At 57.7% G+C, this 21,652-nt stretch carries 17 protein-coding genes and 1 tRNA gene; 10 read left to right on the top strand and 8 right to left on the bottom strand.

The window, feature by feature from the left end:
• Positions 1–15: 15 nt before the first annotated feature.
• From J2X72_RS10920 to J2X72_RS10900, 5 genes are all read left to right on the top strand, one after another.
• Complete coding sequence (locus J2X72_RS10920; protein WP_310071763.1) at positions 16–750, top strand: 16S rRNA (uracil(1498)-N(3))-methyltransferase; 735 nt, start codon at positions 16–18, stop codon at positions 748–750.
• A 104-nt stretch (positions 751–854) separates the two neighbouring features.
• Positions 855–2,228 carry a glutamate--cysteine ligase gene (locus tag J2X72_RS10915; protein ID WP_310071761.1) on the top strand — a complete coding sequence of 458 codons (1,374 nt, stop codon included), beginning with the start codon at positions 855–857 and terminating at the stop codon, positions 2,226–2,228.
• Positions 2,229–2,246: 18 nt separating this feature from the next.
• Positions 2,247–2,990 (top strand): SDR family oxidoreductase, encoded by a 744-nt coding sequence (locus tag J2X72_RS10910; RefSeq protein WP_209997893.1) that lies wholly within the window; start codon positions 2,247–2,249, stop codon positions 2,988–2,990.
• Positions 2,991–3,071: 81 nt separating this feature from the next.
• Complete coding sequence (locus J2X72_RS10905) at positions 3,072–4,010, top strand: phosphoribosylaminoimidazolesuccinocarboxamide synthase (RefSeq protein ID WP_310071759.1); 939 nt, start codon at positions 3,072–3,074, stop codon at positions 4,008–4,010.
• A gap of 78 nt (positions 4,011–4,088) precedes the next feature.
• Positions 4,089–5,222, top strand: a complete 1,134-nt coding sequence (locus J2X72_RS10900) for a DUF937 domain-containing protein (protein ID WP_310071756.1) — start codon at positions 4,089–4,091, stop codon at positions 5,220–5,222.
• Between the two features lie 121 nt (positions 5,223–5,343).
• Here the strand turns inward: J2X72_RS10900 and J2X72_RS10895 are convergent, their stop codons facing one another.
• Positions 5,344–5,631: a DUF1127 domain-containing protein gene (locus J2X72_RS10895; protein ID WP_310071754.1), complete on the bottom strand. Its 288-nt coding sequence runs from the start codon at positions 5,629–5,631 to the stop codon at positions 5,344–5,346.
• Between the two features lie 214 nt (positions 5,632–5,845).
• Between J2X72_RS10895 and J2X72_RS10890 the strand changes: the two genes are divergently transcribed.
• Positions 5,846–6,802: a LysR substrate-binding domain-containing protein gene (locus J2X72_RS10890; protein ID WP_209997898.1), complete on the top strand. Its 957-nt coding sequence runs from the start codon at positions 5,846–5,848 to the stop codon at positions 6,800–6,802.
• Here J2X72_RS10890 and J2X72_RS10885 read toward each other — a convergent pair whose 3' ends face one another.
• Positions 6,803–7,393 carry a DUF2585 domain-containing protein gene (locus tag J2X72_RS10885; protein WP_310071751.1) on the bottom strand — a complete coding sequence of 197 codons (591 nt, stop codon included), beginning with the start codon at positions 7,391–7,393 and terminating at the stop codon, positions 6,803–6,805.
• Positions 7,394–7,508: 115 nt separating this feature from the next.
• Between J2X72_RS10885 and xseA the strand changes: the two genes are divergently transcribed.
• Positions 7,509–9,092: an exodeoxyribonuclease VII large subunit gene (gene xseA / locus J2X72_RS10880; protein WP_310071748.1), complete on the top strand. Its 1,584-nt coding sequence runs from the start codon at positions 7,509–7,511 to the stop codon at positions 9,090–9,092.
• Positions 9,093–9,251: 159 nt separating this feature from the next.
• On the opposite strand, the gene J2X72_RS10875 is transcribed toward xseA, so the two are convergent.
• Genes J2X72_RS10875 through J2X72_RS10865 form a run of 3 tightly spaced genes read right to left on the bottom strand, consistent with a single transcriptional unit; the run spans position 9,252 to position 12,413 of the window.
• Positions 9,252–10,349 (bottom strand): ABC transporter substrate-binding protein, encoded by a 1,098-nt coding sequence (locus J2X72_RS10875; RefSeq protein ID WP_310071746.1) that lies wholly within the window; start codon positions 10,347–10,349, stop codon positions 9,252–9,254.
• Positions 10,346–11,746: a sensor histidine kinase gene (locus J2X72_RS10870; protein ID WP_209997906.1), complete on the bottom strand. Its 1,401-nt coding sequence runs from the start codon at positions 11,744–11,746 to the stop codon at positions 10,346–10,348. Before J2X72_RS10870 ends, J2X72_RS10875 begins: the two co-directional genes overlap by 4 nt.
• Positions 11,736–12,413 (bottom strand): response regulator transcription factor, encoded by a 678-nt coding sequence (locus tag J2X72_RS10865; protein WP_112526047.1) that lies wholly within the window; start codon positions 12,411–12,413, stop codon positions 11,736–11,738. The genes J2X72_RS10870 and J2X72_RS10865 overlap by 11 nt, the downstream gene beginning before the upstream one ends.
• Before the next feature lie 1,084 nt (positions 12,414–13,497).
• On the opposite strand from J2X72_RS10865, the gene J2X72_RS10860 reads away from it, so the two are divergent.
• Positions 13,498–14,595: an AbrB family transcriptional regulator gene (locus J2X72_RS10860; RefSeq protein WP_310071743.1), complete on the top strand. Its 1,098-nt coding sequence runs from the start codon at positions 13,498–13,500 to the stop codon at positions 14,593–14,595.
• Positions 14,596–14,656: 61 nt separating this feature from the next.
• Here the strand turns inward: J2X72_RS10860 and J2X72_RS10855 are convergent.
• Positions 14,657–14,733: transfer RNA gene (locus J2X72_RS10855), tRNA-His, on the bottom strand.
• 223 nt (positions 14,734–14,956) lie between these two features.
• Positions 14,957–15,412 carry a phasin gene (locus J2X72_RS10850; RefSeq protein WP_209997910.1) on the bottom strand — a complete coding sequence of 152 codons (456 nt, stop codon included), beginning with the start codon at positions 15,410–15,412 and terminating at the stop codon, positions 14,957–14,959.
• 300 nt (positions 15,413–15,712) lie between these two features.
• Here J2X72_RS10850 and J2X72_RS10845 point away from each other — a divergent pair, with 300 nt between their 5' ends.
• Both J2X72_RS10845 and J2X72_RS10840 read left to right on the top strand, forming a co-directional pair.
• Positions 15,713–18,784 carry a PAS domain S-box protein gene (locus J2X72_RS10845; protein WP_310071739.1) on the top strand — a complete coding sequence of 1,024 codons (3,072 nt, stop codon included), beginning with the start codon at positions 15,713–15,715 and terminating at the stop codon, positions 18,782–18,784.
• Positions 18,785–18,933: 149 nt separating this feature from the next.
• The gene (locus J2X72_RS10840; RefSeq protein ID WP_310071736.1) at positions 18,934–20,814 is read left to right on the top strand and encodes an AsmA-like C-terminal region-containing protein; all 1,881 of its coding nucleotides are present in this window, start codon (positions 18,934–18,936) and stop codon (positions 20,812–20,814) included.
• A 19-nt stretch (positions 20,815–20,833) separates the two neighbouring features.
• Here J2X72_RS10840 and J2X72_RS10835 read toward each other — a convergent pair whose 3' ends face one another.
• Complete coding sequence (locus J2X72_RS10835; protein WP_310071734.1) at positions 20,834–21,652, bottom strand: ABC transporter permease subunit; 819 nt, start codon at positions 21,650–21,652, stop codon at positions 20,834–20,836.

Raw genomic sequence — 21,652 nt, 5'->3', positions numbered from 1 at the left:
ACCTTCGGTTATTCGATGCGCGCAAATTACAAAATGCAGCGGCTATACGTCCCCGCAAATCTTGCTGCCGGGCGGCGCGCGGAGACGGGTCCGGAAGCCGTCAATTATCTGTCCAATGTATTGCGGATGAAGGACGGCGATGAAATCCTCGTCTTCAACGGGCGGGATGGCGAATGGCGTGCGGCCTTGCGGTTTGAGAGCAGGAAAAAGCTGTTCCTTGAACCGCTGGAACAGGTCCGCCAACAGCCCGCCGCGCCCAATCTCCTCTATTGCTTCGCGCTGTTGAAACAGGGCCGACTCGACTATCTGGTGCAGAAGGCGGTGGAGCTTGGCGCAGGCGTTCTGCAGCCGGTGATAACCCAGCATACGCAAGTCACCCGCATAGGGACCGAGCGAATCGAGGCCAATGCGATCGAAGCAGCAGAACAGTGCGGCGTGCTTGCCATCCCGCAAACGCGGGAGCCTGTAAAACTTGAAAAGCTGCTTGAGGGCTGGGACGACCAGCGCCGGCTCATTTTCTGTGATGAGGGACATGAAACACATAATCCGCTGCCGCTGCTGCAATCGCTCCCGCGCGGCCCGCTGGGTGTCCTCATCGGTCCGGAAGGAGGCTTTTCCGACCAGGAACGCGAGACCTTGCGAAAGCTGCCGTTTGTGACCGCAATTCCACTGGGTCCGCGCATCCTGCGTGCAGATACAGCCGCCGTTGCGGCCCTCGCCTTGATTCAGGCGACGATAGGCGATTGGTGAGTTACAAATACTCTTGATGAGACCATAAGCGAAATTTGCTTGCGCTCCTGCACGAAAACGGTCAATCACGCGCGACGATCTCATCATCTCGGAAAGCACCATCCATGGCGCGCGATACGACAGACGAAACGCCGATCACCGGCACCGAAGAACTGGCTGCCTATCTCGCACAGGGATCGAGGCCAGAGGCCGACTGGCGCATCGGCACGGAGCATGAGAAGTTCCCATTTTACACGGAAGACAACAGCCCGGTTCCCTATGAAGGACCGCGCGGAATTCGCGCGATCCTCGAAGGCATGAAGTCCAAGCTTGGCTGGGAGCCGATCATCGACGAAGGCAATATCATCGGCCTCGTGGAGCCTACCGGCCAAGGCGCAATCTCGCTGGAGCCAGGCGGACAGTTCGAGCTTTCCGGCGCGCCGCTTCTCACCATTCACCAGACCTGCCGTGAATCCAACGCCCATCTGGCGCAGGTGCGCGAAATTGCCGAGCCACTTGGCATTCGTTTCCTTGGCCTTGGCGGTAGCCCCAAATGGACGCTCGCCGAAACGCCGCGCATGCCGAAATCGCGCTACAACATCATGTCCAACTATATGCCGAAAGTCGGCAAGGACGGATTGAACATGATGTATCGCACCTGCACGATCCAGGTAAATCTCGACTTCTCGTCCGAAACGGATATGCGCCGCAAGATGCAGGTTTCGGTGAAGTTGCAGTCTATCGCGACGGCCCTTTTCGCAATGTCGCCGTTTACCGAGGGCAGGCCAAACGGCCTTCTGTCATGGCGTTCCAACATCTGGCGGGATACGGACAACAATCGCTCGGGCGTTCTGCCGTTTATCTTCAACGAGAATTTCGGCTTTGCCGACTATGTCGAGTGGGCACTCGACGTACCCATGTATTTCGTCATGCGTCACGGCCGCTATCATGATTGTACCCACGTGACTTTCCGTCAATTCATGAACGGCGCACTGAAGGATAGCATCCCGGAAGGCACGCCGAACATGGGCGACTGGACAAATCACCTGTCCACCCTGTTCCCGGAAGTGCGGCTCAAGCGCTTCTTGGAAATGCGTGGCGCCGACGGCGGACCTTGGCGCCGTATCTGCGCTCTTCCGGCTTTCTGGGTTGGTTTGCTCTACGATGCCGAGGCGTTGGATGCAGCAGAAGCCATGACCTATGACTGGACCTACCCGGAAGTACAGGCGCTGCGCGACGAGGTTCCGGCGCAAGGCCTGCGCGCCACCCTGCGCAATCGGTCTGTGCATGAAATATCCCGTGACGTGCTGGCGATTTCGCGGCTCGGCCTGAAGAACCGGGCAAAGCTCAACAGCGAAGGCTTCGACGAGACACACTATCTCTCGTCGCTGGACGAAGTTGTTGCGCGTGGTACAACGTCGGCTGAGCAGATGCTGTCGCAGTATAATACTGCATGGGGCAGTTCCGTTGAGCCGGCATTTCTGGAATATGCTTATTAGTCAACGCGAGGATCTGCCATGACCAAAACCATTCTGATTACCGGCGCCAGCCGCGGCATTGGCCGCTCATCGGCAATTCTGGCCGGTCAGAGGGGCTGGTCGGTCGGCGTCAACTATGTTGGCAACAAGGCCGCTGCAGACGAAGTGGTTGAGGCCATCATTGCCGCGGGTGGCAAGGCAAAAGCCATTCAAGGCGATGTTGCTGTCGAAACCGATGTCATCTCCATGTTCGAACAGACCGCCGAGCTCGGCACACTCGACGGTGTCGTGGTGAATGCAGGTATTGTTGCTCCTGGCTCGCGACTGATGGATATGGATATTGACCGTATGCGCCGCATCTTCGACGTGAACGTGCTTGGCGCCTATGTCTGCGCACGCGAGGGCGTACGCCATCTTGCCCGTTCACGTGGTGGCAAGGGCGGTTCGATCGTTCTTTTGTCTTCAGCTGCGGCACGGCTCGGCGGGCCGGGGGAATATGTCGATTATGCCGGATCGAAAGGTGCCATGGATACGCTGACGATCGGCCTGTCCAAGGAAGTCGGAGCGGAGGGTATCCGCGTCAACGCTATCCGGCCGGGACTGATCGAGACCGATATTCATGCCAGCGGCGGCCAACCGGACCGGGCACAGCGTCTTGGAGTTACCGCTCCACTCGGTCGTGCTGGTACTGCGGATGAAGTCGGCCAATCCATTGTCTGGCTCTTGAGTGACGAGTCATCCTATGTGACCGGTGCCATCCTTGACGTAACCGGCGGTCGTTGAGCCAAGCCTAACAATTGTGACTCCCGCCGCTCCTTATCTGTGTTATGCGGGAGCTATATCATTCACGCGGATTTCTCGACCATGCCGAAATACAAAGCGCTGTCCGAAGCCTATATTCCAGAATTGCCGAACTACTACAAAGGCAAGGTTCGGGAGAATTACGATCTGCCGGATGGTAGGCGCATCATCATCGCCACGGACCGTATCAGCGCGTTTGACCGCATTCTCGCATCCATACCACTGAAGGGCCAGGTGCTGACGCAAGCGGCGCGTTTCCAGTTTGAACAGACGCGGGATATCTGCCCCAATCACGTCATCGAGTATCCAGATCCCAACGTTCTGGTTTGCCGCAAGCTGACCATCCTGCCGGTCGAAATCGTCGTGCGCGGTTATCTTGCCGGAACCACCGGGACGTCGATACTGACGCTCTACAAGGCGGGTAAGCGTGAAATGTACGGCTTCACCCTGCCCGACGGCATGCAGGACAATGAAAAGCTGCCATCGCCGATTATCACCCCGACCTCAAAGGCCTTCGACGGCGGCCACGACGAACCACTGACCGTTGAGGATATCCTGAAACAACGGCTTCTCACTGAAGAGCAGTGGGAAACGATCGCCGGCTACGCGCTGAAACTTTTCGCGCGGGGTCAGGAGATCGCCGCAAGCCGTGGTTTGATCCTCGCCGATACGAAGTATGAATTCGGCACTGACGACGAAGGCAACATCGTGCTGGCCGACGAAATCCATACACCGGATTCCAGCCGCTATTGGTTTGCCGATAGCTATGCACCAGGGAAGCGGCCGGTCAGTTTTGACAAGGATTTCGTGCGCAACTGGGTCGTGGAACGTTGCGATCCTTATAAGGACGATATCCCTGAGATTCCGGAAGACGTGATCGACGCAACGACACAGGTCTACATTCAGGCCTACGAGAAAATCACCGACCGCAAATTCGAGGCCGGTGATCCTGCAGTCGATCCGCTGCAGCGCATTCGCAACAATCTGGCGAAATACTTCTAACGCCAGAAAAGCATTGATGTCGGCGTTACTACAGCGCTAATCTTCCTTCGCGCATCAGCCCGGAGGAGGATCGGCGCCATGAATCTCGTAGACATGTTTTTGAAAGCACAGGGCGGACAAGCAGTCGACGCCCTTTCAAATCAGTTCAATCTCTCCCAGCAGCAGACAGTCGCCGCCCTTGAGGCGTTGATGCCCGCATTTTCCCAAGGTTTGCAGAGAAACGCCGCCGATCCAATGGGCTTTGGCGGCTTTGTTCAATCGCTCTCATCGGGCCGACAGGTCAATTATTTTGATAACCCGCAAGCAGCTTTCGACCCCATGGGCGTCGCCAATGGCAAGAATGTTCTCGACCAGCTCTTCGGGTCGAAAGACCTGTCGCGAGCCGTCGCCGATCATGCAGCGGCTGTCTCCGGGGTCGGCGCGGATACATTGAAACAGATGCTGCCGGTCGTTGCCTCCATGATGATGGGTGGTCTGTACAAGAAATCGACAGGCCAGTTTGCTGCGGCCGGACTTGGCGGCGGCAATGTTATCGGCGACCTCATCGAGCAGATGATGCGGCAGAGCGGCGGTCAACCGTCCGCCCCGCAGCCAAGCGCACCTGGCGCAGGCGGCAATCCGTGGGGACAGATATTGGAAAGCATGCTCGGCGGAGGTACCGGAGGGCAGACGCAGCCGCAAGGCCAGGGCAATCCGATGGGAAACAATCCGCTCGGCAAAATATTCGAGGAGATGATGAAAGGTGCTGGCGGCGCGGCGCAACAAGCTCCGGCCCCGCGTGGCAGAGCACCCCAGGACGCAGCGCCGCAAGATACGGCCCAGGGACAAAACCCGTTCGGTGATAATCCGCTGGGGAAAATATTCGAGGAAATGATGAAGGGCGCAGGCGGGTCCGCAGCACCACAAACACCAACGCCGCGTGGCATGCCTCAGGACAGTGCACCTCAAGAGACGGCTCAGGGGCAAAATCCGTTTGGCGACAACCCCTTGGGCCAGATTTTCGGAGAAATATTCGGTGGCGGTGCGCAGCAGTCACCTCAACCACAGCCGCAAGCGCAGCAGAGAACGGCCCCTTCCGCACCTTCGGAGAACCCTCTGAAAGATATTCTCGGCCAGATGTTCGATACGGGTAAACAGGCGAACGATCAGTATCAAAAAGGCCTGGATTCCATTTTTGACCAGTATAAGCGCGGCATGGATCGCTATCGCTGACACCGGCAAGAAAAAGCCCGGCCACTTGCACATGCAATGTGGGCCGGGCAGGAGGCAGGCGGGACGCCGGGAGGGGATTCCGGCGTGAATGGGCGCCTGCTAAACAGTCAAATCGTCAGTCTTAGATGATAGAGCGGGCAGCGCGAACACGCGACCTTACATCGGCCAAGGCGCCCAATCGTTCACTCGGGTCATCGAGAAGCGAGGTGCCAATTGCCGAATGAAGATCGGCACGGGTGACGCCGATATCATGCAGCATTTCGTCATTCCACTCGCCAAGACTCATGATCGTTTTACGATTACGACGCGCGACGATTACTTGCCTGACAAAGTTGGCGGCCTGCGACGCAAATGCTGCGATCAAGCGGGTGAAACCAGTTACTTCAGTCATTCTCGTTGTCGTCGTCATCGCCGTTACTCCTTTTGAAGGGCGATCAAGAAAGTTAAATCGCGCGAAAACCATTTTCCGCGCACCACGCCGCGTTATCCCTTGAACCACTCGTAGGACACCGACGCTTCCTGAACATTTGCAGGATGATCCATAATAATTGATTATTCAAACGAATGTTTTTAATGTAAACGTTCAATAATAGTGATGGATCAACCATTCCGGGAACATTGCAATGAACGCACCGCTTGATCTCGACCAGTTGCAAACATTCACGGCTATTGCCGACCTGGGCAGTTTTACGAGGGCTGCCGACAAGGTGAACAAGACGCAATCCGCCGTTTCGATGCAGATGCGCCGGCTGGAAGAGCGCGTTTCAAAATCGCTTTTTGAGCGCGATGGCCGCACCAATCGACTGACGGAAGATGGCGAACGCCTGCTGGCCTATGCACGGCGGATGCTCCAGCTCAACAACGAAACCATTGCAGCTTTTGATGATACACAACTGCAGGGACACATCCGCATCGGCACACCAGATGATTATGCCGACCGGTTTTTACCGGAAATCATGGCGCGATTTTCCCGTTCCAATCCCCGCGTCGAGTTGTCGGTCGTCTGCGAGCCCACCGTCAATCTCGACGAAATGATCCGCAAAGGGCAACTCGATATTGCACTTGTCACGCAGTGCGACGAGCAACGGCGCTCGGAAGTCGTGCGTAGCGAACAGCTGCTTTGGGTTACCTCTGCCCACCATAATGTGCATGAAGAACAAGTACTTCCGCTGGCAGTTGGCCGCCCGACCTGTATCTGGCGTGCTGCTGCAGTGGATGTACTGGACAGCATGCACCATGACTACCGCATTCTCTTCACAAGCTGGTCGGCCACCGTTTTGGCAGCGGCGGTGCTGGCGGGCCTTGCTGTCTCGATCCTGCCAGAGTGTGCTTTACGCCCGGGAATGCGCGTTTTGACGGAGGCCGACGGTTTTGGTCGCTTGCCGGAATTCGGCATCGGCATCATGCGCGGCCATACCAAGCCCTCCGCGATCGTCGATGCGCTGGCCCAACACATTGTCGAAAGTCTCGACAATCTGTCGATGCCCTCTCCTGTCAGCGTGAGCCAAGCTGCAGCGCCGATCATGGCTAACCAGCGCCTCCGCCAAGTCCGAGCTGCGGAACTCGTTCCTGGCTGGTGATCACATTCCCCCTTGCCATGCCTTCACTGCGTCCAGGGGATAGAGCAACATGACGATGTTCAGAGTTAGGTTGTCGCGAATGACCCAGCCAGCCAGCAGCTCGAAAAAGATCGCCAGCGCGATCGTCAGCCACAGAGGAGCCCTGGCGGCGAAGAAGAAGCCTAGTACCATGAATATTATGTCGCTGACGGAATTCAGAACACTATCGCCGGTGTAGCCGAGCGCAATCGTGGCTTCGCGGTAACGATTGATGACCATGTCGGTGTTTTCAAAAATCTCCCAGGCTGCCTCGACGACAATGGCCATCAGCAGCCGCTGACCGACAGGCAATCTGCGGGCGACAAGCCAGAAAATACCGTAGAACAGGAAGCCGTGAATAATATGGGAAAGCGTGTACCAGTCGGCGATATGCTGTGAATTGTCTGAAGAATTCGTCTCGCCAACCCATAGCTTTATTGTCCCGCAGGTACATATCGGGTTGCGGCCCATCCATAGCAAGATCGCTGCAGCGACAGCGATCAAAAGAGCCCCTATCAGCAGATAATGATGTAATTTCAAACCTTTAGAAGTGGCAGCAACATCTGTTGGCATATGGATTTCCCCTTTTTCCAACTCTTGCGGATAGGCGATATTCTTGAAGCTTGCAATGGTGCAATCAAGGATTGCCGAGGCTTGACCCTGACGGCAGGGGGACTAGGAATAGCGCATGAGCGAAAAGCCCGAATCTGCATCGAATGTTACCGAATATACCGTCTCTGAAATATCCGGCGCATTGAAGCGCACGGTCGAGGACACTTTCGGGCACGTGAGGGTCCGCGGCGAGATTTCCGGGTATCGCGGCCCGCATTCGTCCGGCCATGCCTATTTCTCGCTGAAGGACGACAAGGCACGCATGGAGGCGGTAATCTGGCGCAGTTCCATGAGCCGTTTGCGCTTCCAGCCGGAAGAAGGAATGGAAGTCATCGCCACGGGCAAATTGACGACTTATCCTGGCTCTTCCAAATACCAGATCGTCATCGAGCAGATGGAACCTGCCGGCGCCGGCGCGCTGATGGCGCTCTTGGAGGAACGCAAGCGAAAGCTGGGTTCAGAGGGGCTCTTCGACCCTGCGGCCAAGCGACGGCTGCCCTTCATGCCGCGCATTATCGGCGTTGTCACATCGCCGACCGGCGCCGTCATCCGCGACATCATCCACCGCATCACCGACCGTTTCCCGCTGCATGTTCTGGTCTGGCCGGTACGGGTGCAGGGCGAGACCTGCGGCGCTGAAGTCGCCAATGCGATCAATGGTTTCAATGGGTTAGAACGGGGTGGCGTTCTTCCTCGTCCCGATGTCCTGATTGTGGCGCGTGGCGGTGGGAGCCTTGAAGACCTTTGGGGTTTCAACGACGAAGCCGTTGTGCGCGCCGTCGCCGCATCGCAAATTCCCATCATTTCTGCTGTCGGTCACGAGACCGACTGGACGCTGATCGATCTTGCCGCCGACGTTCGCGCGCCAACGCCAACCGGCGCTGCAGAGATGGCTGTGCCGGTCAAGGCGGACCTCCGGGCACAGGTCGCGACGCTTGGCGCCCGGCTTGCCTCCGGCATGTCGCGCTACCTCGACCGCCGTCGCCAGACGCAGCGGGCACTTGCCCGCGCCCTGCCCTCGGCGGACCAGTTGCTTGCACTTCCACGCCGCCGTTTCGACGAAACCGCAGGTCGTCTGGGCCGCGCCCTGCAGGCGAACACGCAGAAGAAACGCGGCGAATTCGACGGCTGCGCGAGGCAGTTATCGCCGCGGCTTCTTCAGCAGAAGATTCGCGAAAAGCGGATTGAAATCAAGCGCTTGGACGGCCAGCTGCCGCGTTGTCTTTCGGCTTTTCTAGACAAAAGACGCGCAGTTTTCGACAGGCAAGCCGCACGGCTTTCCATCGAACCCGCGGCACGGTTGGCACAAAGAGACCGGCAACATCTGCAACAGCTGGAGCGGCGTCAGGTCCAAGCGGTCAATCTGTTGATCGACAGTGTGAAACGGCGCAGCGGCGAACTTGAGCGTCTGCTGAAAACCCTGTCATATCAAGGAGTTCTGGAACGGGGCTTCGCCGTTGTCCTCGACCCCTCAGGCACGCCGATCAAGCGAGCGCGAGCTGTTGCAAGCGGCGATGAGCTTACGCTTAAGTTCCAGGACGGTGACGTACAAGCGGTCGCAAAAGATGGAGAAGAACGTCGGTCGCAGCCGAAAACAGAGCGTCCAGCTCCTGCCAAAAAGCCTCCTGTTCCGGCTGGATCGCAAGGCTCGCTCTTCTGATTGTTCGCGTCGCCACAACCATTTTTCTCGCCAGCGTTGAAAAATCCGCTCCAGATTCGATGATTCATGCGAGAGAATCCGGGTTTCTTATGTGAGATTCGAATATTCTTGCAGAGAAATTGTTCTGGTGTCGCGATCCGCCGGTCAAAATCGGGTTTGCTATTCTCGCGTCCACGCTGGACTGTTCAATTCAATCAGAGATTGTGACCAGTCTTCGATGAAGCGTTGACGTTGTGCTCTGTCCTGCACCGCGAGGAGGGCTGGGCCAATGCGGATCGGCTGGGCAACACCGGACTCTTTTAAATTTTGCGGACCATCGACACCGGGCGGCAATTCACCACTTTCCGTGAAATAGAAGGCATTGGTGCGGGCCACGGATTGGCCCCGCTCTGACAGGAGATAATCGAGGAACCGTGCGCCGAGATCTGCTTGTTGTGCGCCTTTCGGGATGAGCGCTCCACGGCTCAGGACGAGCGTATAATCGCGCGGCACCACCACGCCTAATTCCGGGTGACGCTGGGCGGCATCGTAGGCATAGGAACCGAGCATATTGTAACCGATGTAGAGATTGCCCTTGGCAACCTCCTCGAGGATTTCGCCTGTGCAGCAACGGGCAACGGCGGAGGCACGCGCCATGCTCTCCAGCAGGCGGCCGAAGACAGTCGTGGTTTGCCGTGCATCATTGAAGGCGAGAAGATAACCGATCCCGGACAGGCGGATATCATAGGTGCCGACACGGCCACGATAATAGTCGAGCCGCTCACGCAAGAGGTCTGCGAGTTCGACATGGGTGCGCGGTACTTCAGCGGGCGGAACCTTGCTCCTGTTGTAAACGAAAACCGCCGGCTCATAGGTGAAGCCGAAGACCTCGTCGCGCCAATTGGCCCACTCTGCAACGCGGAGGGTTTCGGGCGACGTATGCGCCGCGGCGCAACCGTCATTGGCGAGCTTGAGCAGTTGGTCGACCGATGACGACAAGAGCAGATCGCCAAGCGGTTCGCCGTTGCGGCAGGCCTCGCTGGCCAGGGCATTGAGTTCGTTGGTCAGATATTCATTATAGTCAATCGACACATCCGGCGACGATTTCTGAAAATCCTCGATCAGCGGCTTTATCGCGACCAGATCTGTCGTCGAGTAGATCGTCAGCGTGCCTGCGCCCGGCTGGACGGCCGGAAACAGCGTTTTGTTGTTCTCGGCAGCCAAAGCTTGTACGGCGTTGAAACCAAGCATCATGAGTACGAAACTGATCCGGATCATTTCGCCACTCCCTTGTAGAGCGGCAAGGACAGAACCACGGTAAAGCCCTTTTCGTCGCGCGCCCGAAAGCTCAATGAGCCGCCATGGGCATTTGCCACTTCCTGGGCAATGGCGAAGCCAAGACCGGAGCTGCCTTCATGCGATTTCGACGTCGCAAATCGCTGTGTCGCCTTTTCCCAGCTTTCAGGCGGAATGCCGGGACCATCATCCTCGACCTCGACAAAGGCTTGCGTGCCGCTGGCGCGTACGCGCACCTCCAGGCGCTGATCCGTGCCATGCCGCAACGCGTTGTCGATGACATTGACAATAGCTTCGCGCAGGCTGACTGCATCGCCGAGAACGAAAGGCCTATCATCCGGCGCTTCAAACGAAATGACGATGTCCGGATCGACCGTTACCGGAATAGCGACCCGATAGGCGCGCCTCGCCACATCGACAAGGCTGATCGGCTCCAGCTGAATGGAATCGGCGCGATGAATCACCATCGCATGGCTTAGCAACTGATTGGTCAACCGGGAGAGTTCGCTCGTCCTTTCCTTGACCCGATTGAAATGCTGGCGGCCCGCCTTGTCGAGCTTGCCGGTCCCCAGAAGATCGATCTGGGCCGTCAGTGCAGTCAATGGCGTGCGTATCTGATGTGCGGCATCGGCAATGAAACGCTGCAACAGATCGACACGTTCATTGAGCCTTCCCATGAAATGGTTGATCGAGCTGACAAAGGGATCAAGCTCACGCGGCACGTCAACTGTGACCGGCGTCAGATCATGCGGATCGCGGCCCCGAACCTCCGTCCCCAACTGTTCCACCGGCTGCAGCGCATAGCGGATCGCCAGCATGGCACCAGCGAATGCCAACAGACTCATGATCAAGACGAGGATCGTCGCACGCAGCGTGAGCTCACGGGTCAAAGCCAATCGCGCCTCATTCGTCTGGGCCACGATGATATAGGCACGACCAGAGACTGCAGGATCGGCGAGAATCCGGGTCGCATGGGCGATGCGAACAGGCTCACCCTTGTAGACGCCCTCTTCGACGCTCAGAGGATCTTGCACGCGCTCCAGCGGGGTTGGTGTCTTGAGATCGTCATACCCGGTCAGAGTCTGGCCATGCGTATCGACGACGCGGTAGAAAATCCGGTCGCGATCCGCCAGGCCGAGCAGCTCGAACGCCGAGGTCGGCAGACGTGCCGTCAGTGTTCCATCTTCGACCGAAAGACTTTCGGCCATCTGTAACGCCGCACCGACGAGCAGGCGATCATAGGCCTTGTTTGCGGCAGTCTCGGCATAATACCAGGCGGCACTGACCAGCAGGGCGGCGCCGATGAAAAGGACAAATGAAATGCGCCGGGCGAGACGCCCGAATAGAGACGGGCCATGTTGCAGGGCTTCAGGGCGCATCGCCAGGTACCAGCTGATAACCGAGCCCGCGCACGGTGACGATATGCGCTTTAGCGCCCTCCAGCTTCTTGCGCAAGCGGCCTATATAAAGTTCGATCGCATTGGCGTTCGCCGCTTCGTCGAAACCGAAAATCTGGTCGAGCAGTTCGTCTTTGCTGAAGACGCGGCCCGGCCGTGCAACGAGAACTTCGAGCAGGGTCAGTTCACGCCGCTTCAACTGCACCTCGCGCTTGCCGACGTGCACGGATCGCGTTCCGCGATCGACGGCAATATCACCGCATTTGATCAGGTTGGTCGCCTCGCCACCCGTGTGGCGGCGCATCAGGACGCGGGCCCTCGCCTCCAATTCGCGGAAGTCAAACGGCTTTACCAAATAGTCGTCTGCCCCGAGATCAAGCGCCCCTACCCGGTCGTCAATTTCAGAACGCGCGGTCAGGATAAGGACGGGAACGGCATTGCCGGATTTACGGATGCGTTTGAGGATCTCAAAGCCATCCATGCCTGGCAGCATGACATCGAGGATGATCAGCGCATATTCGGTGAAATCGATGATTTCCGCTGCGTCCCGCCCATTGGTTTCCCAGTCCACGGCATGCCCTGTCGCCTCGAAACGCCTGGCGATTGCCTCTCCCACATCGTGCGTGTCTTCTACGAGCAATATGCGCATGGCGTTTCATTCGCATGAAACATCAAGGGCCGCAAACAGTAAAAAACGGCACAGCGTCAGCCGTTCATACAACTGCGCAACCGACTAATAGCGATGCGTTTCAACCGGGCGTTCGTGGCGCGACCACTTCAACAAAGCGATGAATTGACGGCGTCAGTTTGGAGGCAGAAGCAGTCTGCACCGAGCCAGCCGGTGCATCGAAGGCGATTGGCCACTTCGATCGCGGCAACGGCCTTGCTTCCAACTTGGAGGTAAAGCGATGTGGTTCAGACCATATAGCGTTACCCTCATCATAAAAAGAACCCGGAACAGCTGGCAAGTTGTCCTCCGGGTTCGTTTTATGAAATCGTAAAAAGAACCCGGACAGGCTGGTCAATGTCTTTCCGGGTTCACTTTACGAAATGAGGAATGGGGCGGACAAAAGTTCGTCCCCGCTCCAAGCTCAAACATAGCAGTTCCGCGGATTTTTCCAAGGTTGGAAATGCTTTGATGCTTCTGATGCCCCTTGCCAATATACCGAACGCAACTACTCAACCGATTGTTTGCGAAGCGTTTCAACCGGGCGTTCGTGGCGCCGTTGCTTCAACCAAGCGATGAATTGGCAGGATTCAGTTTGGACGCAGAAGCAGTCTGCACCGAGCCAGCCGGTGCATCGAAGGCGATCGGCCACTTCGACCGCGGCAACGGCCTTGCTTCCAACTTGGAGGTAAAGCGATGTGGTTCAGACCATGTAGCGTTACCCTCATCGTAAAAAGAACCCGGACAGGCTGGCAAGTCTCGTTCCGGGTTCATTTTATGAAATGAGGAATGGGGGCGGACGAAAGTTCGTCCCCGCTCCAAGCTCAAACATAGCAGTTCTGCGGATTTTTCCAAGGTTCAAATACGCTAAACAGGGGTGGACGGCGCGCAACAGAAGATTATCCTGCGGCCAACTTTGTTGAGGCTGGCGGGACATTGGCGCGATGATAGTTAGTGATGCTTTTCCAAATGGCTTCCACAAAGGCGAAAAGCTCTGCTCATGCATGCCGCTTCGGCAACGTCGTCTCAATACGCAGCGCCTCTCCCGGCTCTCCAACGGTTCCCGATGAATGTTCGTGAATGGATCGGCGGCATTCTTCGCGGCGGATTGACCAGTCGCGGCATTGGGTTGCAATGGGCGATTTTGCTCGGATTGTCGATCCTGTTCTTCTTGATTTTGCACGCGACTCATCTGCCGGCAGCGCTCCTGCTTGGGCCGATGGCCGCGGCCATTGTCGTGGCTGCAGCGGGCGGTTCGATCCGCCTGCCGATGCGCCCCTTCATTATCGCTCAAGGGGTGATCGGCTGCCTCATCGCGCTCAGTATTCGGCCCGCAGCGCTTGCCGAGATGCTGCACGACTGGCCCCTCTTCCTGGTGATCATCGCGTCTGTTCTTATAGCAAGCAACGCGCTCGGCTGGTTGCTGACACGCTGGCAGGTCTTGCCCGGAACGACCGCCATCTGGGGCTCATCTCCCGGTGCAGCTTCGGCGATGACGCTGATGGCCGAGGCTTTTGGTGCGGACATCCGGCTGGTAGCATTCATGCAATATCTCCGTGTGGTCTTTGTAGCCATCGTCGCCTCGGCCGTGTCCGGCATATGGGTCACAGCTCCAGCGGCTCGGGTGCCGGAAATCGTCTGGTTCCCGTCCGTTCCCTGGCTTGGTCTCGCACAGACCTTGATACTGATAGTGCTTGGAAGTTTGCTCGCCGTTCGGCTGCGTATCCCCGCGGGGCCGCTTCTGGTGCCGCTTGTCCTGGGTGTGGTTCTGCAGAATACGGGCATGATGGAAATCGTATTGCCGCCCTGGCTGCTTGCCGCGAGCTACGCGTTCGTTGGCTGGAATATCGGCTCGCGCTTCACACGACCCATTCTTGTTCATGCAGCGCGTGCTCTGCCGCGTGTTGTCGCCTCCATCCTGACCTTGATCGCGATTTGCGGAGGAATCGCCGCCACTCTCGTATGGCTCGCCGACGTGGACCCGCTGACCGCTTATCTGGCGACCAGTCCCGGCGGGGCCGATTCCGTTGCGATCATTGCGGCATCCAGCGATGTCGACGTGGCATTCGTCATGGCGATGCAAACATCGCGTTTCATCATCGTGCTTTTGACGGGCCCCGCCATTGCCCGCTTCATCGCAAAGCGAACAGGCCATGGGAGCTAGAGCCTTTCATGCCTGGATGGTAGGATCTGGAGCAAATGGGACGGCGATTATTGCTGAAAAATGGTACGGACGGGTGGATTCGAACCACCGACCTCAGGAGCCACAATCCTGCGCTCTAACCAACTGAGCTACGACCGCGTACCGTCATATTTTTGACAGGCGTCACATACGAAGGATTGACGCTTTTTGCAAGTGTTGGATGCAACAAAGACAGACCCAAATCGAAAAAAGAAAAAGGCCGGGGGAGGATCCGGCCTTTTTCCATCAGTGCAAGACCAGGCGGGAGGAGCCGTGAAGTCTTGCTTCCCCTACGGCCGGGAGGAGGAGTGCCGTCGGGGTATTGCTAGCGTCAAATCGCCGATTAAGCGACCTTGACGTCCTTGATTGCCTTCTCGACAGCCGACTTGACCGGTGCGGAGATTTCTTCAACGGCCTTCGAAGCAACAGCCTGTAGTTCCTTGGCTTGACCGGAGATGGCTTCAGCCTGCTTGCGAACGAACGCGCTCTGCAGTTCGATCACTTCACCAAAGGACTTCACGCCGATCAGCGCTTCGATATGAGCGAAGCCGGCTTCGGTGTTGGCGCGAAATGCAGCCAATGCCTTGAGCGAGAGAGCGGCGCCATTCGACTGAGCAGTTTCAAAAGTGGTTTCCAGCGTCTTCTGGGCAGCTTCTGCCTGATCCTTGATCTTGGCATAAGCTTCCTTGGACTGAGCAACGCCCTTTTCGGTGAATTCGCGAACCTGGTCGGTTACAGCGGTTGCATCGAAAGTAGGGATCGAGAACGCATCGGCAGTCTGTTTGGTGGTCTTGCTCATAACAGGTTCCTTCCTTGGTGCAGATGGTCATTTGCCTCTGCAGCTGATTTCATGCCCCCTATATAATTCAAAATATGGTGCGTTGCAACATTTATTTTGCAGTGCACAATCGTACGCCTGTTCTAAATCAAAATTATTATGTGGATGGTTGTATTGGCGCGACGGAAGTTAACTAAACCAAGAGAAAGACATGTAAGATAGAGGGCTGCGAGTGGACGAGTGACGGCTGGATCATTATTAACAAAGTCTTAAGAACATCGCGAGGATGCGACTGTTCTATCGGAGCATGCTGGTCAACATATGGCGTCTGGAACTTATCCATTCATCGACATCGCCGTCCTCGACGAGATCCGCGAGCACTTTGCCAACGGCGATGCGCTGGTCGTGATATCGCAGGATCTGCAGAACGTCATCTGGGCCAACGGCCAGGGCGCGTCGATGCTTGGCTATGCGTCCATCGACGAGATACTCGGCGGCGGAGCGGTGCTCGGCATACAGGCGCGGCGGCAGCTCATGGCGCTGGATGGTTTTCCAACCATCGGGCACGGACGTACTGTTTCGTTACGCGTTGCCTTCGGGCTTTCCAGCCGCATCCTGACGTTCCAGGCGAGCGATCTGACCCTGCCGCGCGGCGAAGAGGCCATTCTTCTCTCCATCGCCAATGCTGATCGGACAAGTTCCGGGAAGCAGGTCGCAGCATTGGCTATCAAGGGCTTTGGCGACCGGACAACGCATGCAGCCATGATCGACGCCAATGGTGGCGTGATCTCCGCATCGCAGCATTTTGGCAGGCTGGAGTTCAATGACAAGATCCTCGGCGATCTCGTACGGGAGGTGCGGCTCGAGCGCAACCGCCTGGTCAAGCGCCCTGTACAGACAGCGAAGGGCGCTGTACCGGCGGGTATTGCGAGACTGACGGACAGCCCCGCAATGCATCTGCTGTTTGCGATCGAGCCGGAGATTGTGGACAGGCAGACAAGCGAGATTGCAGCGCAGCCAGAACTTGCCGTTGTGCCCGAGGCGCCCATTCCCGATGCGCAGGTGCATCATGCAGCGGTAGAGCCTCAGGCATCCCTTGCGCTCGAGCCATCGTTCAATGACACGAATATGCCCTCGGGCGTATTCCAGTACACGCCATCCAAGGCGCCTGTACGCTTTGTCTGGAAGGTCGACGCGCAGGCGAATTTCAGCGAGATATCACCGGAATTCTCGGCCGCTGTCGGACCGCAATCGGCGTCGATCATCGGCAGATCCTTCCGGGCCGTGGCTGCGAGCCATGGGTTCGACGACAACGAGGAAATCGCCGCGCTTCTCGAGCGCCGGGACACATGGTCGGGACGGACGGTGCTATGGCCGATCCAAGGCACGGATCTGCGCGTGCCGATCGAGCTTGCGGCACTGCCGATTTATTCGCGTGACCGGGCATTCCTTGGTTTCCGGGGGTTTGGCGTAGCCCGCATGGGCGATGTCACAGCCGATCCGAAAGCCGCCGGCAGGACATTGAACGACGTACAAGCGGTAGTGCATGAGGCGGCGGACGTAGACGTGTTCAACGGCGAAAAGCCCGCGCTGGAGATCACACCGGAGACAGCAGACAACATCATTCCGCTCAAGACGCAGCGGCCTTTACGCGACGACGGACGGCTCAACGATGCGGAACGCAATGCATTTCGCGAAATTGCCGAAAGGCTGCGTCGCGAAGTGCTGGGCGACGGCTCGAAAAGCTATGGCAACGCGGAACCCCTACCGGCTGCAGCTCCACCTCCAAAGGCGACGCCCAGGGTTCCGGATGCGGAGGTGGTCGGTCCGGGCTATGCCGTTGCGGATGGCGATAGCAAGAACGGACCCGCTCGCCCTGAGGATTTTGCTGTCAACATCCGCGAACAAGCGCGGCAGGGCGTCGACACGTCCATTCTTGCCGCCCTGCCCTTGCCAGTCCTGATTCACCGCCAGGGCCAGATACTTTATGCAAACCCGGCGCTTTTGGAGAGCATATTGTATCCGTCTGCCGAAGCGATAAATGATGCGGGCGGCTTGAGCATCCTCTTCGCCGATGAAACCGGCGAGAGCAGCGATGACGACGAAGCCGGCATGAACCTGCGGCGCAGCGATGGCTCGGTGACGCGGGTTCAAGCGCATCTGCAGGCGGTCCGCTGGGACGAGGCAACCGAGAATGGCGAACGCGCGCTGCTGCTTGCATTGTCGCCACAACCCCCGGCTGCCGATCATTTCGAGGTGAGCGAACGCCAGCTTTTGCAGACGCGCATCGATGAGCTCAGCGCCATTCTCGATACGGCGACAGACGGCGTGATCCTGCTCGACTCGGCCGGTTCGATCCGCTCCGTCAACCATTCCGCCGCTGCGCTCTTCGGCTACGAGCCGGAGGAATTGACCGGTAAAGCCTTCTCCATGCTCTTCGCCATCGAAAGCCAGCGCGCGGCGATGGATTATCTGCACAGTCTTTCGGAAAATGGCGTTGCCAGCCTGCTCAATGACGGGCGCGAGGTGATCGGCCGCGAAGCACAAGGCCGTTTCATTCCCCTGTTCATGACCATCGGCAAGCTCGACGCCTCCAAAGGATACTGTGTGGTCCTGCGCGACATCACCCACTGGAAGCGCGCCGAAGAAGAGCTGGTCAACGCCCGGCGCGAGGCCGAACGCACGTCAGCCCAGAAGAGCGAATTTCTGGCACGCATCAGCCATGAAATCCGCACACCGCTCAATGCCATCATCGGCTTTTCCGAATTGATGGCGGATGAGAAGTTCGGCCCTATCGGCAGCGAACGCTATCGCGACTATCTGAATGATATCAGCCGCTCCGGCAATCATGTCCTGTCGCTGGTCAACGACCTTCTCGATATTTCGAAGATCGAGGCCGGGGCCGTAGAGATGGATTTCGAGGCGGTTTCGCTCAATGAGGCGCTGACTGAAGCCGTCGCGATCATGCAGCCGCAGGCGAACCGCGAACGGGTCATTATCCGTTCCAGCTTGACGTCGCGGCTGCCCGACATCGTTGCAGACCATCGTTCAATCACCCAGATAGCCCTGAATCTTTTGTCAAATGCGATCCGATTTACGGGACCCGGTGGACAGGTTATCGTTTCCACGAGTTATGAGGCGAACGGCGACGTGCTCTTGCGCGTGCGCGACACGGGCATCGGCATGACGCGACAGGAGGTCGAACAGGCCCTGCGGCCCTACAAGCAGATCACCACGCCGAAGCATTCCCGGAGCGATGGCACCGGTCTTGGCCTGCCGCTGACCAAGGCGATGGCCGAAGCCAACCGCGCCAATTTCACGATCGACTCCAATCCCGGTCGCGGGACAATGGTCGAGATAACATTTCCGTCCACGCGTGTTCTTGCCGAATAGACGGCCAAGTCACAAACAGGTCATTTCCAACAAATCGATCGTAAAAGGTCTATACCGGCTTGAATTGCCCTGCATGATCGCTAAACCGTGGATGGCAGTGCAAAAATCTTTCCACCAGGCAACTGGAAGGACCGAAATCGGAAACGCTCATGTCCTGGTACAGGCCAAGGAACCTTCTCGCCACGATCGTGATGTTGGCTCTCGTCGCCGTGGGAGTTCTGGCTGCCTTGCCCTACCTCGTCAGCACGGATCTTATCCGGGCGAGGCTCATTCAGGAAATCAGCAACTGGACCGGCTATAGCGTCGAGTCGCGCCAATCGCCGCAGATATCGTTTTTCCCCGTATTCGCCGCCTCGCTGGGTGATGTGACCATCCGCAATCCCTGGCAGGGCGAAGGCGCACCATTCATGCAGGCGGAACGCATCGAAGTCGATCTGTCGTTACTTTCTGCGCTGATGGGCAATATCGAATTTACCGAAACGAAAATTGTCCGGCCAAGGTTTGTTATCGACGAACCGATCAAAAGTCTGTCGGAGATCGGTGAAGCCCTCGCCAGGAGTGACGGCCGGATCGGCGATGTCGTCCGGGAAGCGCGCGTTGCGGTTGAAGCCAATCCCGCCAAGCCGGATATGAGCACCGTATCCTCACAACCGTTCGGACGTGTGCGGCTCGAAGATGCGGCAGTCACCTTCAAGCGGCCGATCAACGGCGCCGAAGAACAGATCTCAAGTATCACCGGCGTTTTCGACTGGCCGCAGACTTCGGGTGTTGCCAGTTTCCAGGGCAAGGCCATCTGGCACGGCGAAGAAACGGAGATCGACAGTTCTGCGACGCGGGCGTTGTTGCTTCTGGCTGGCGGCACCAGTCCTGTACAAATCAATCTCAGCTCCACACCCCTGACCCTGTCATTCAACGGATCGGCGAACGTCTCCAAGGACCAGTTTTTCGAAGGCACGCTTTCACTGACCTCACCATCCCTGCGACGCACGCTTGAATGGTCAAGAATGGCGACAATTCCCGGTGCGCCCATCGGCAGCTTCGCACTGGATGCATCCGTCTCGGGTTCCGCTACCCGCATGAAACTGGACGGGCTGACGGCAACACTGAACGACAATCCCGCCAAGGGTGTCATCGAAGTCGTGCTTAATCAGGGAACACCCAGCGTTACCGGTACGCTTGCCTTCGAAACGCTCGACATTCATTCGGTGTTCTCGGGTTTCATGCCCCTGCCGGATGGTTCCACGAACGCTGATGCGGTTATCGACAGTGGTTTCCTGAAGCTGCTCAATCTCGATCTGCGCGTCTCCACGCAGAGAGCGACCATCGGAGCGATCGATCTCTCGAAGGTCGCGGCAACGGCACAAATCCGCAATGGGCGAGCCATATTCGATATCGGCGAGGCCTCGGCGTTCGATGGTTCGGTTGCCGCCAGTTTCCAGCTTGCAGATGAGGGGGATGGCGCAACGACCGGTGAATTGCGCCTCAACGGCACCGACGTGAACAGTGCTTCGATTGCCTCCCTGCTCGGATTTGGCGACCGCTTCCAATTGGGCAGAGGGACGATGTCCCTTGTCTTGAAGGGTCCGATATCGCGTTGGTCGACAGCACTCGGCAATGCCAGGGGAACACTTTCCATGCGCTTCGGCAGCGGGCAAATCCGCAGCCTGGATTTCAACGGCCTCCTGGGCAAGGCCAAGACGGACCGTTTCTTCAGCCTCAACGAAAAGACAGATGCCTGGCTCGCCTTCGACAAATTCGAGGCCAAGGCGAATATCATGGATGGGGTGGCGGCATTGGAGACGGCGCAAATCCAGACCAAGTCGGGCACGCTGAGTTTTGCCGGGATCGTGACGCTGATCGGCAAGAGCCTTGCGCTCACAGGTGATTTCGCCGCCCCGGTTTCCGCTCCTGCACCGGCGGCGGGCGCTGCACCGGACGCCCCCAAGCCGGAGCCGACGGTTAATCACACGCGCTTTTTCATAGGCGGTTCCTGGGACAATCCGTTCATCTCGCCAATCATTTCCCAGTAGATATCAGGCGCTTAAGTTGTCAGTTCCGTGCAGCGGCCTGTTCGTCGCGTGCCTTCTGAACCTCGCGGCGTTTGTTGGCGATGGAAGCAATGATCACTCCGACGGCGACGATAGCAATCAGGATGGTACAGGCGGCGTTGATTTCTGGCGTTACGCCAAGCCGGACCTGCGAGTAAATACGCATTGGCAGCGTGGTCGCGCCCGGCCCGGAGGTGAAACTGGAAATGACCAGGTCATCCAGCGAAAGGGTGAAGGCCAGCATCCAGCCAGAGACCACCGCCGGCAGGATCACCGGCAGCGTCACCTTGAAGAACGTCGTGACCGGCGTTGCCCCAAGGTCCATTGCCGCTTCTTCCAGCGAACGGTCGAATGTCACCAATCGCGACTGCACGACGACGGCGACAAAGCACATGGAGAAGGTGATATGTGCGAGGATCATGGTCCACAGGCCGCGGTCGAAGCCGATAGCAACGAAGAGCAGAAGCATCGACAATCCAGTGATGACTTCCGGCATGACCAGCGGCGCGTAAATCATTGCTGAAAACAGCAAGCGCCCGCGAAAGCGCGTATAGCGGGTCATAGCCAAGGCACCGAGTGTTCCGAGAATTGTCGCAACCGTGGCCGAGACCAGCCCGACGCGGATGGTTACCCAAGCCGCATCGATAAAGCTCTGATTGTGGAACAGAGAGACGTACCATTTTGTCGAAAACCCGGCCCACACGGTGACGAGCCGCGATTCGTTGAACGAAAAGACAACCAGAAGGACGATCGGCAAATAAAGGAAGGCGAACCCCAGGACGAGCGAAGCGATGTTAAAGCGAGACCAAGTGGTATTCAT

This window comes from Phyllobacterium sp. 1468, assembly GCF_031455525.1.
Lineage (GTDB): Bacteria > Pseudomonadota > Alphaproteobacteria > Rhizobiales > Rhizobiaceae > Phyllobacterium.
The sequence above is the reverse complement of the archived record's forward strand: the minus strand, read 5'-3'. Positions and strand labels throughout refer to the sequence as shown.

Excerpts from the sequence above, each read along its gene's own strand:
- J2X72_RS10910 (WP_209997893.1), top strand. The coding sequence starts at position 2,247 with ATGACCAAAACCATTCTGATTACCGGCGCCAGCCGCGGCATTGGCCGC.
- J2X72_RS10875 (WP_310071746.1), bottom strand. The coding sequence starts at position 10,349 with ATGATCCGGATCAGTTTCGTACTCATGATGCTTGGTTTCAACGCCGTA.
- xseA (WP_310071748.1), top strand. The coding sequence starts at position 7,509 with ATGAGCGAAAAGCCCGAATCTGCATCGAATGTTACCGAATATACCGTC.
- J2X72_RS10900 (WP_310071756.1), top strand. The coding sequence starts at position 4,089 with ATGAATCTCGTAGACATGTTTTTGAAAGCACAGGGCGGACAAGCAGTC.
- J2X72_RS10915 (WP_310071761.1), top strand. The coding sequence starts at position 855 with ATGGCGCGCGATACGACAGACGAAACGCCGATCACCGGCACCGAAGAA.
- J2X72_RS10850 (WP_209997910.1), bottom strand. The coding sequence starts at position 15,412 with ATGAGCAAGACCACCAAACAGACTGCCGATGCGTTCTCGATCCCTACT.
- J2X72_RS10865 (WP_112526047.1), bottom strand. The coding sequence starts at position 12,413 with ATGCGCATATTGCTCGTAGAAGACACGCACGATGTGGGAGAGGCAATC.
- J2X72_RS10920 (WP_310071763.1), top strand. The coding sequence starts at position 16 with ATGCGCGCAAATTACAAAATGCAGCGGCTATACGTCCCCGCAAATCTT.
- J2X72_RS10905 (WP_310071759.1), top strand. The coding sequence starts at position 3,072 with ATGCCGAAATACAAAGCGCTGTCCGAAGCCTATATTCCAGAATTGCCG.
- J2X72_RS10895 (WP_310071754.1), bottom strand. The coding sequence starts at position 5,631 with ATGACGACGACAACGAGAATGACTGAAGTAACTGGTTTCACCCGCTTG.
- J2X72_RS10845 (WP_310071739.1), top strand. The coding sequence starts at position 15,713 with ATGGCGTCTGGAACTTATCCATTCATCGACATCGCCGTCCTCGACGAG.
- J2X72_RS10840 (WP_310071736.1), top strand. The coding sequence starts at position 18,934 with ATGTCCTGGTACAGGCCAAGGAACCTTCTCGCCACGATCGTGATGTTG.
- J2X72_RS10890 (WP_209997898.1), top strand. The coding sequence starts at position 5,846 with ATGAACGCACCGCTTGATCTCGACCAGTTGCAAACATTCACGGCTATT.
- J2X72_RS10870 (WP_209997906.1), bottom strand. The coding sequence starts at position 11,746 with ATGCGCCCTGAAGCCCTGCAACATGGCCCGTCTCTATTCGGGCGTCTC.
- J2X72_RS10885 (WP_310071751.1), bottom strand. The coding sequence starts at position 7,393 with ATGCCAACAGATGTTGCTGCCACTTCTAAAGGTTTGAAATTACATCAT.
- J2X72_RS10860 (WP_310071743.1), top strand. The coding sequence starts at position 13,498 with ATGAATGTTCGTGAATGGATCGGCGGCATTCTTCGCGGCGGATTGACC.
- J2X72_RS10835 (WP_310071734.1), bottom strand. The coding sequence starts at position 21,652 with ATGAATACCACTTGGTCTCGCTTTAACATCGCTTCGCTCGTCCTGGGG.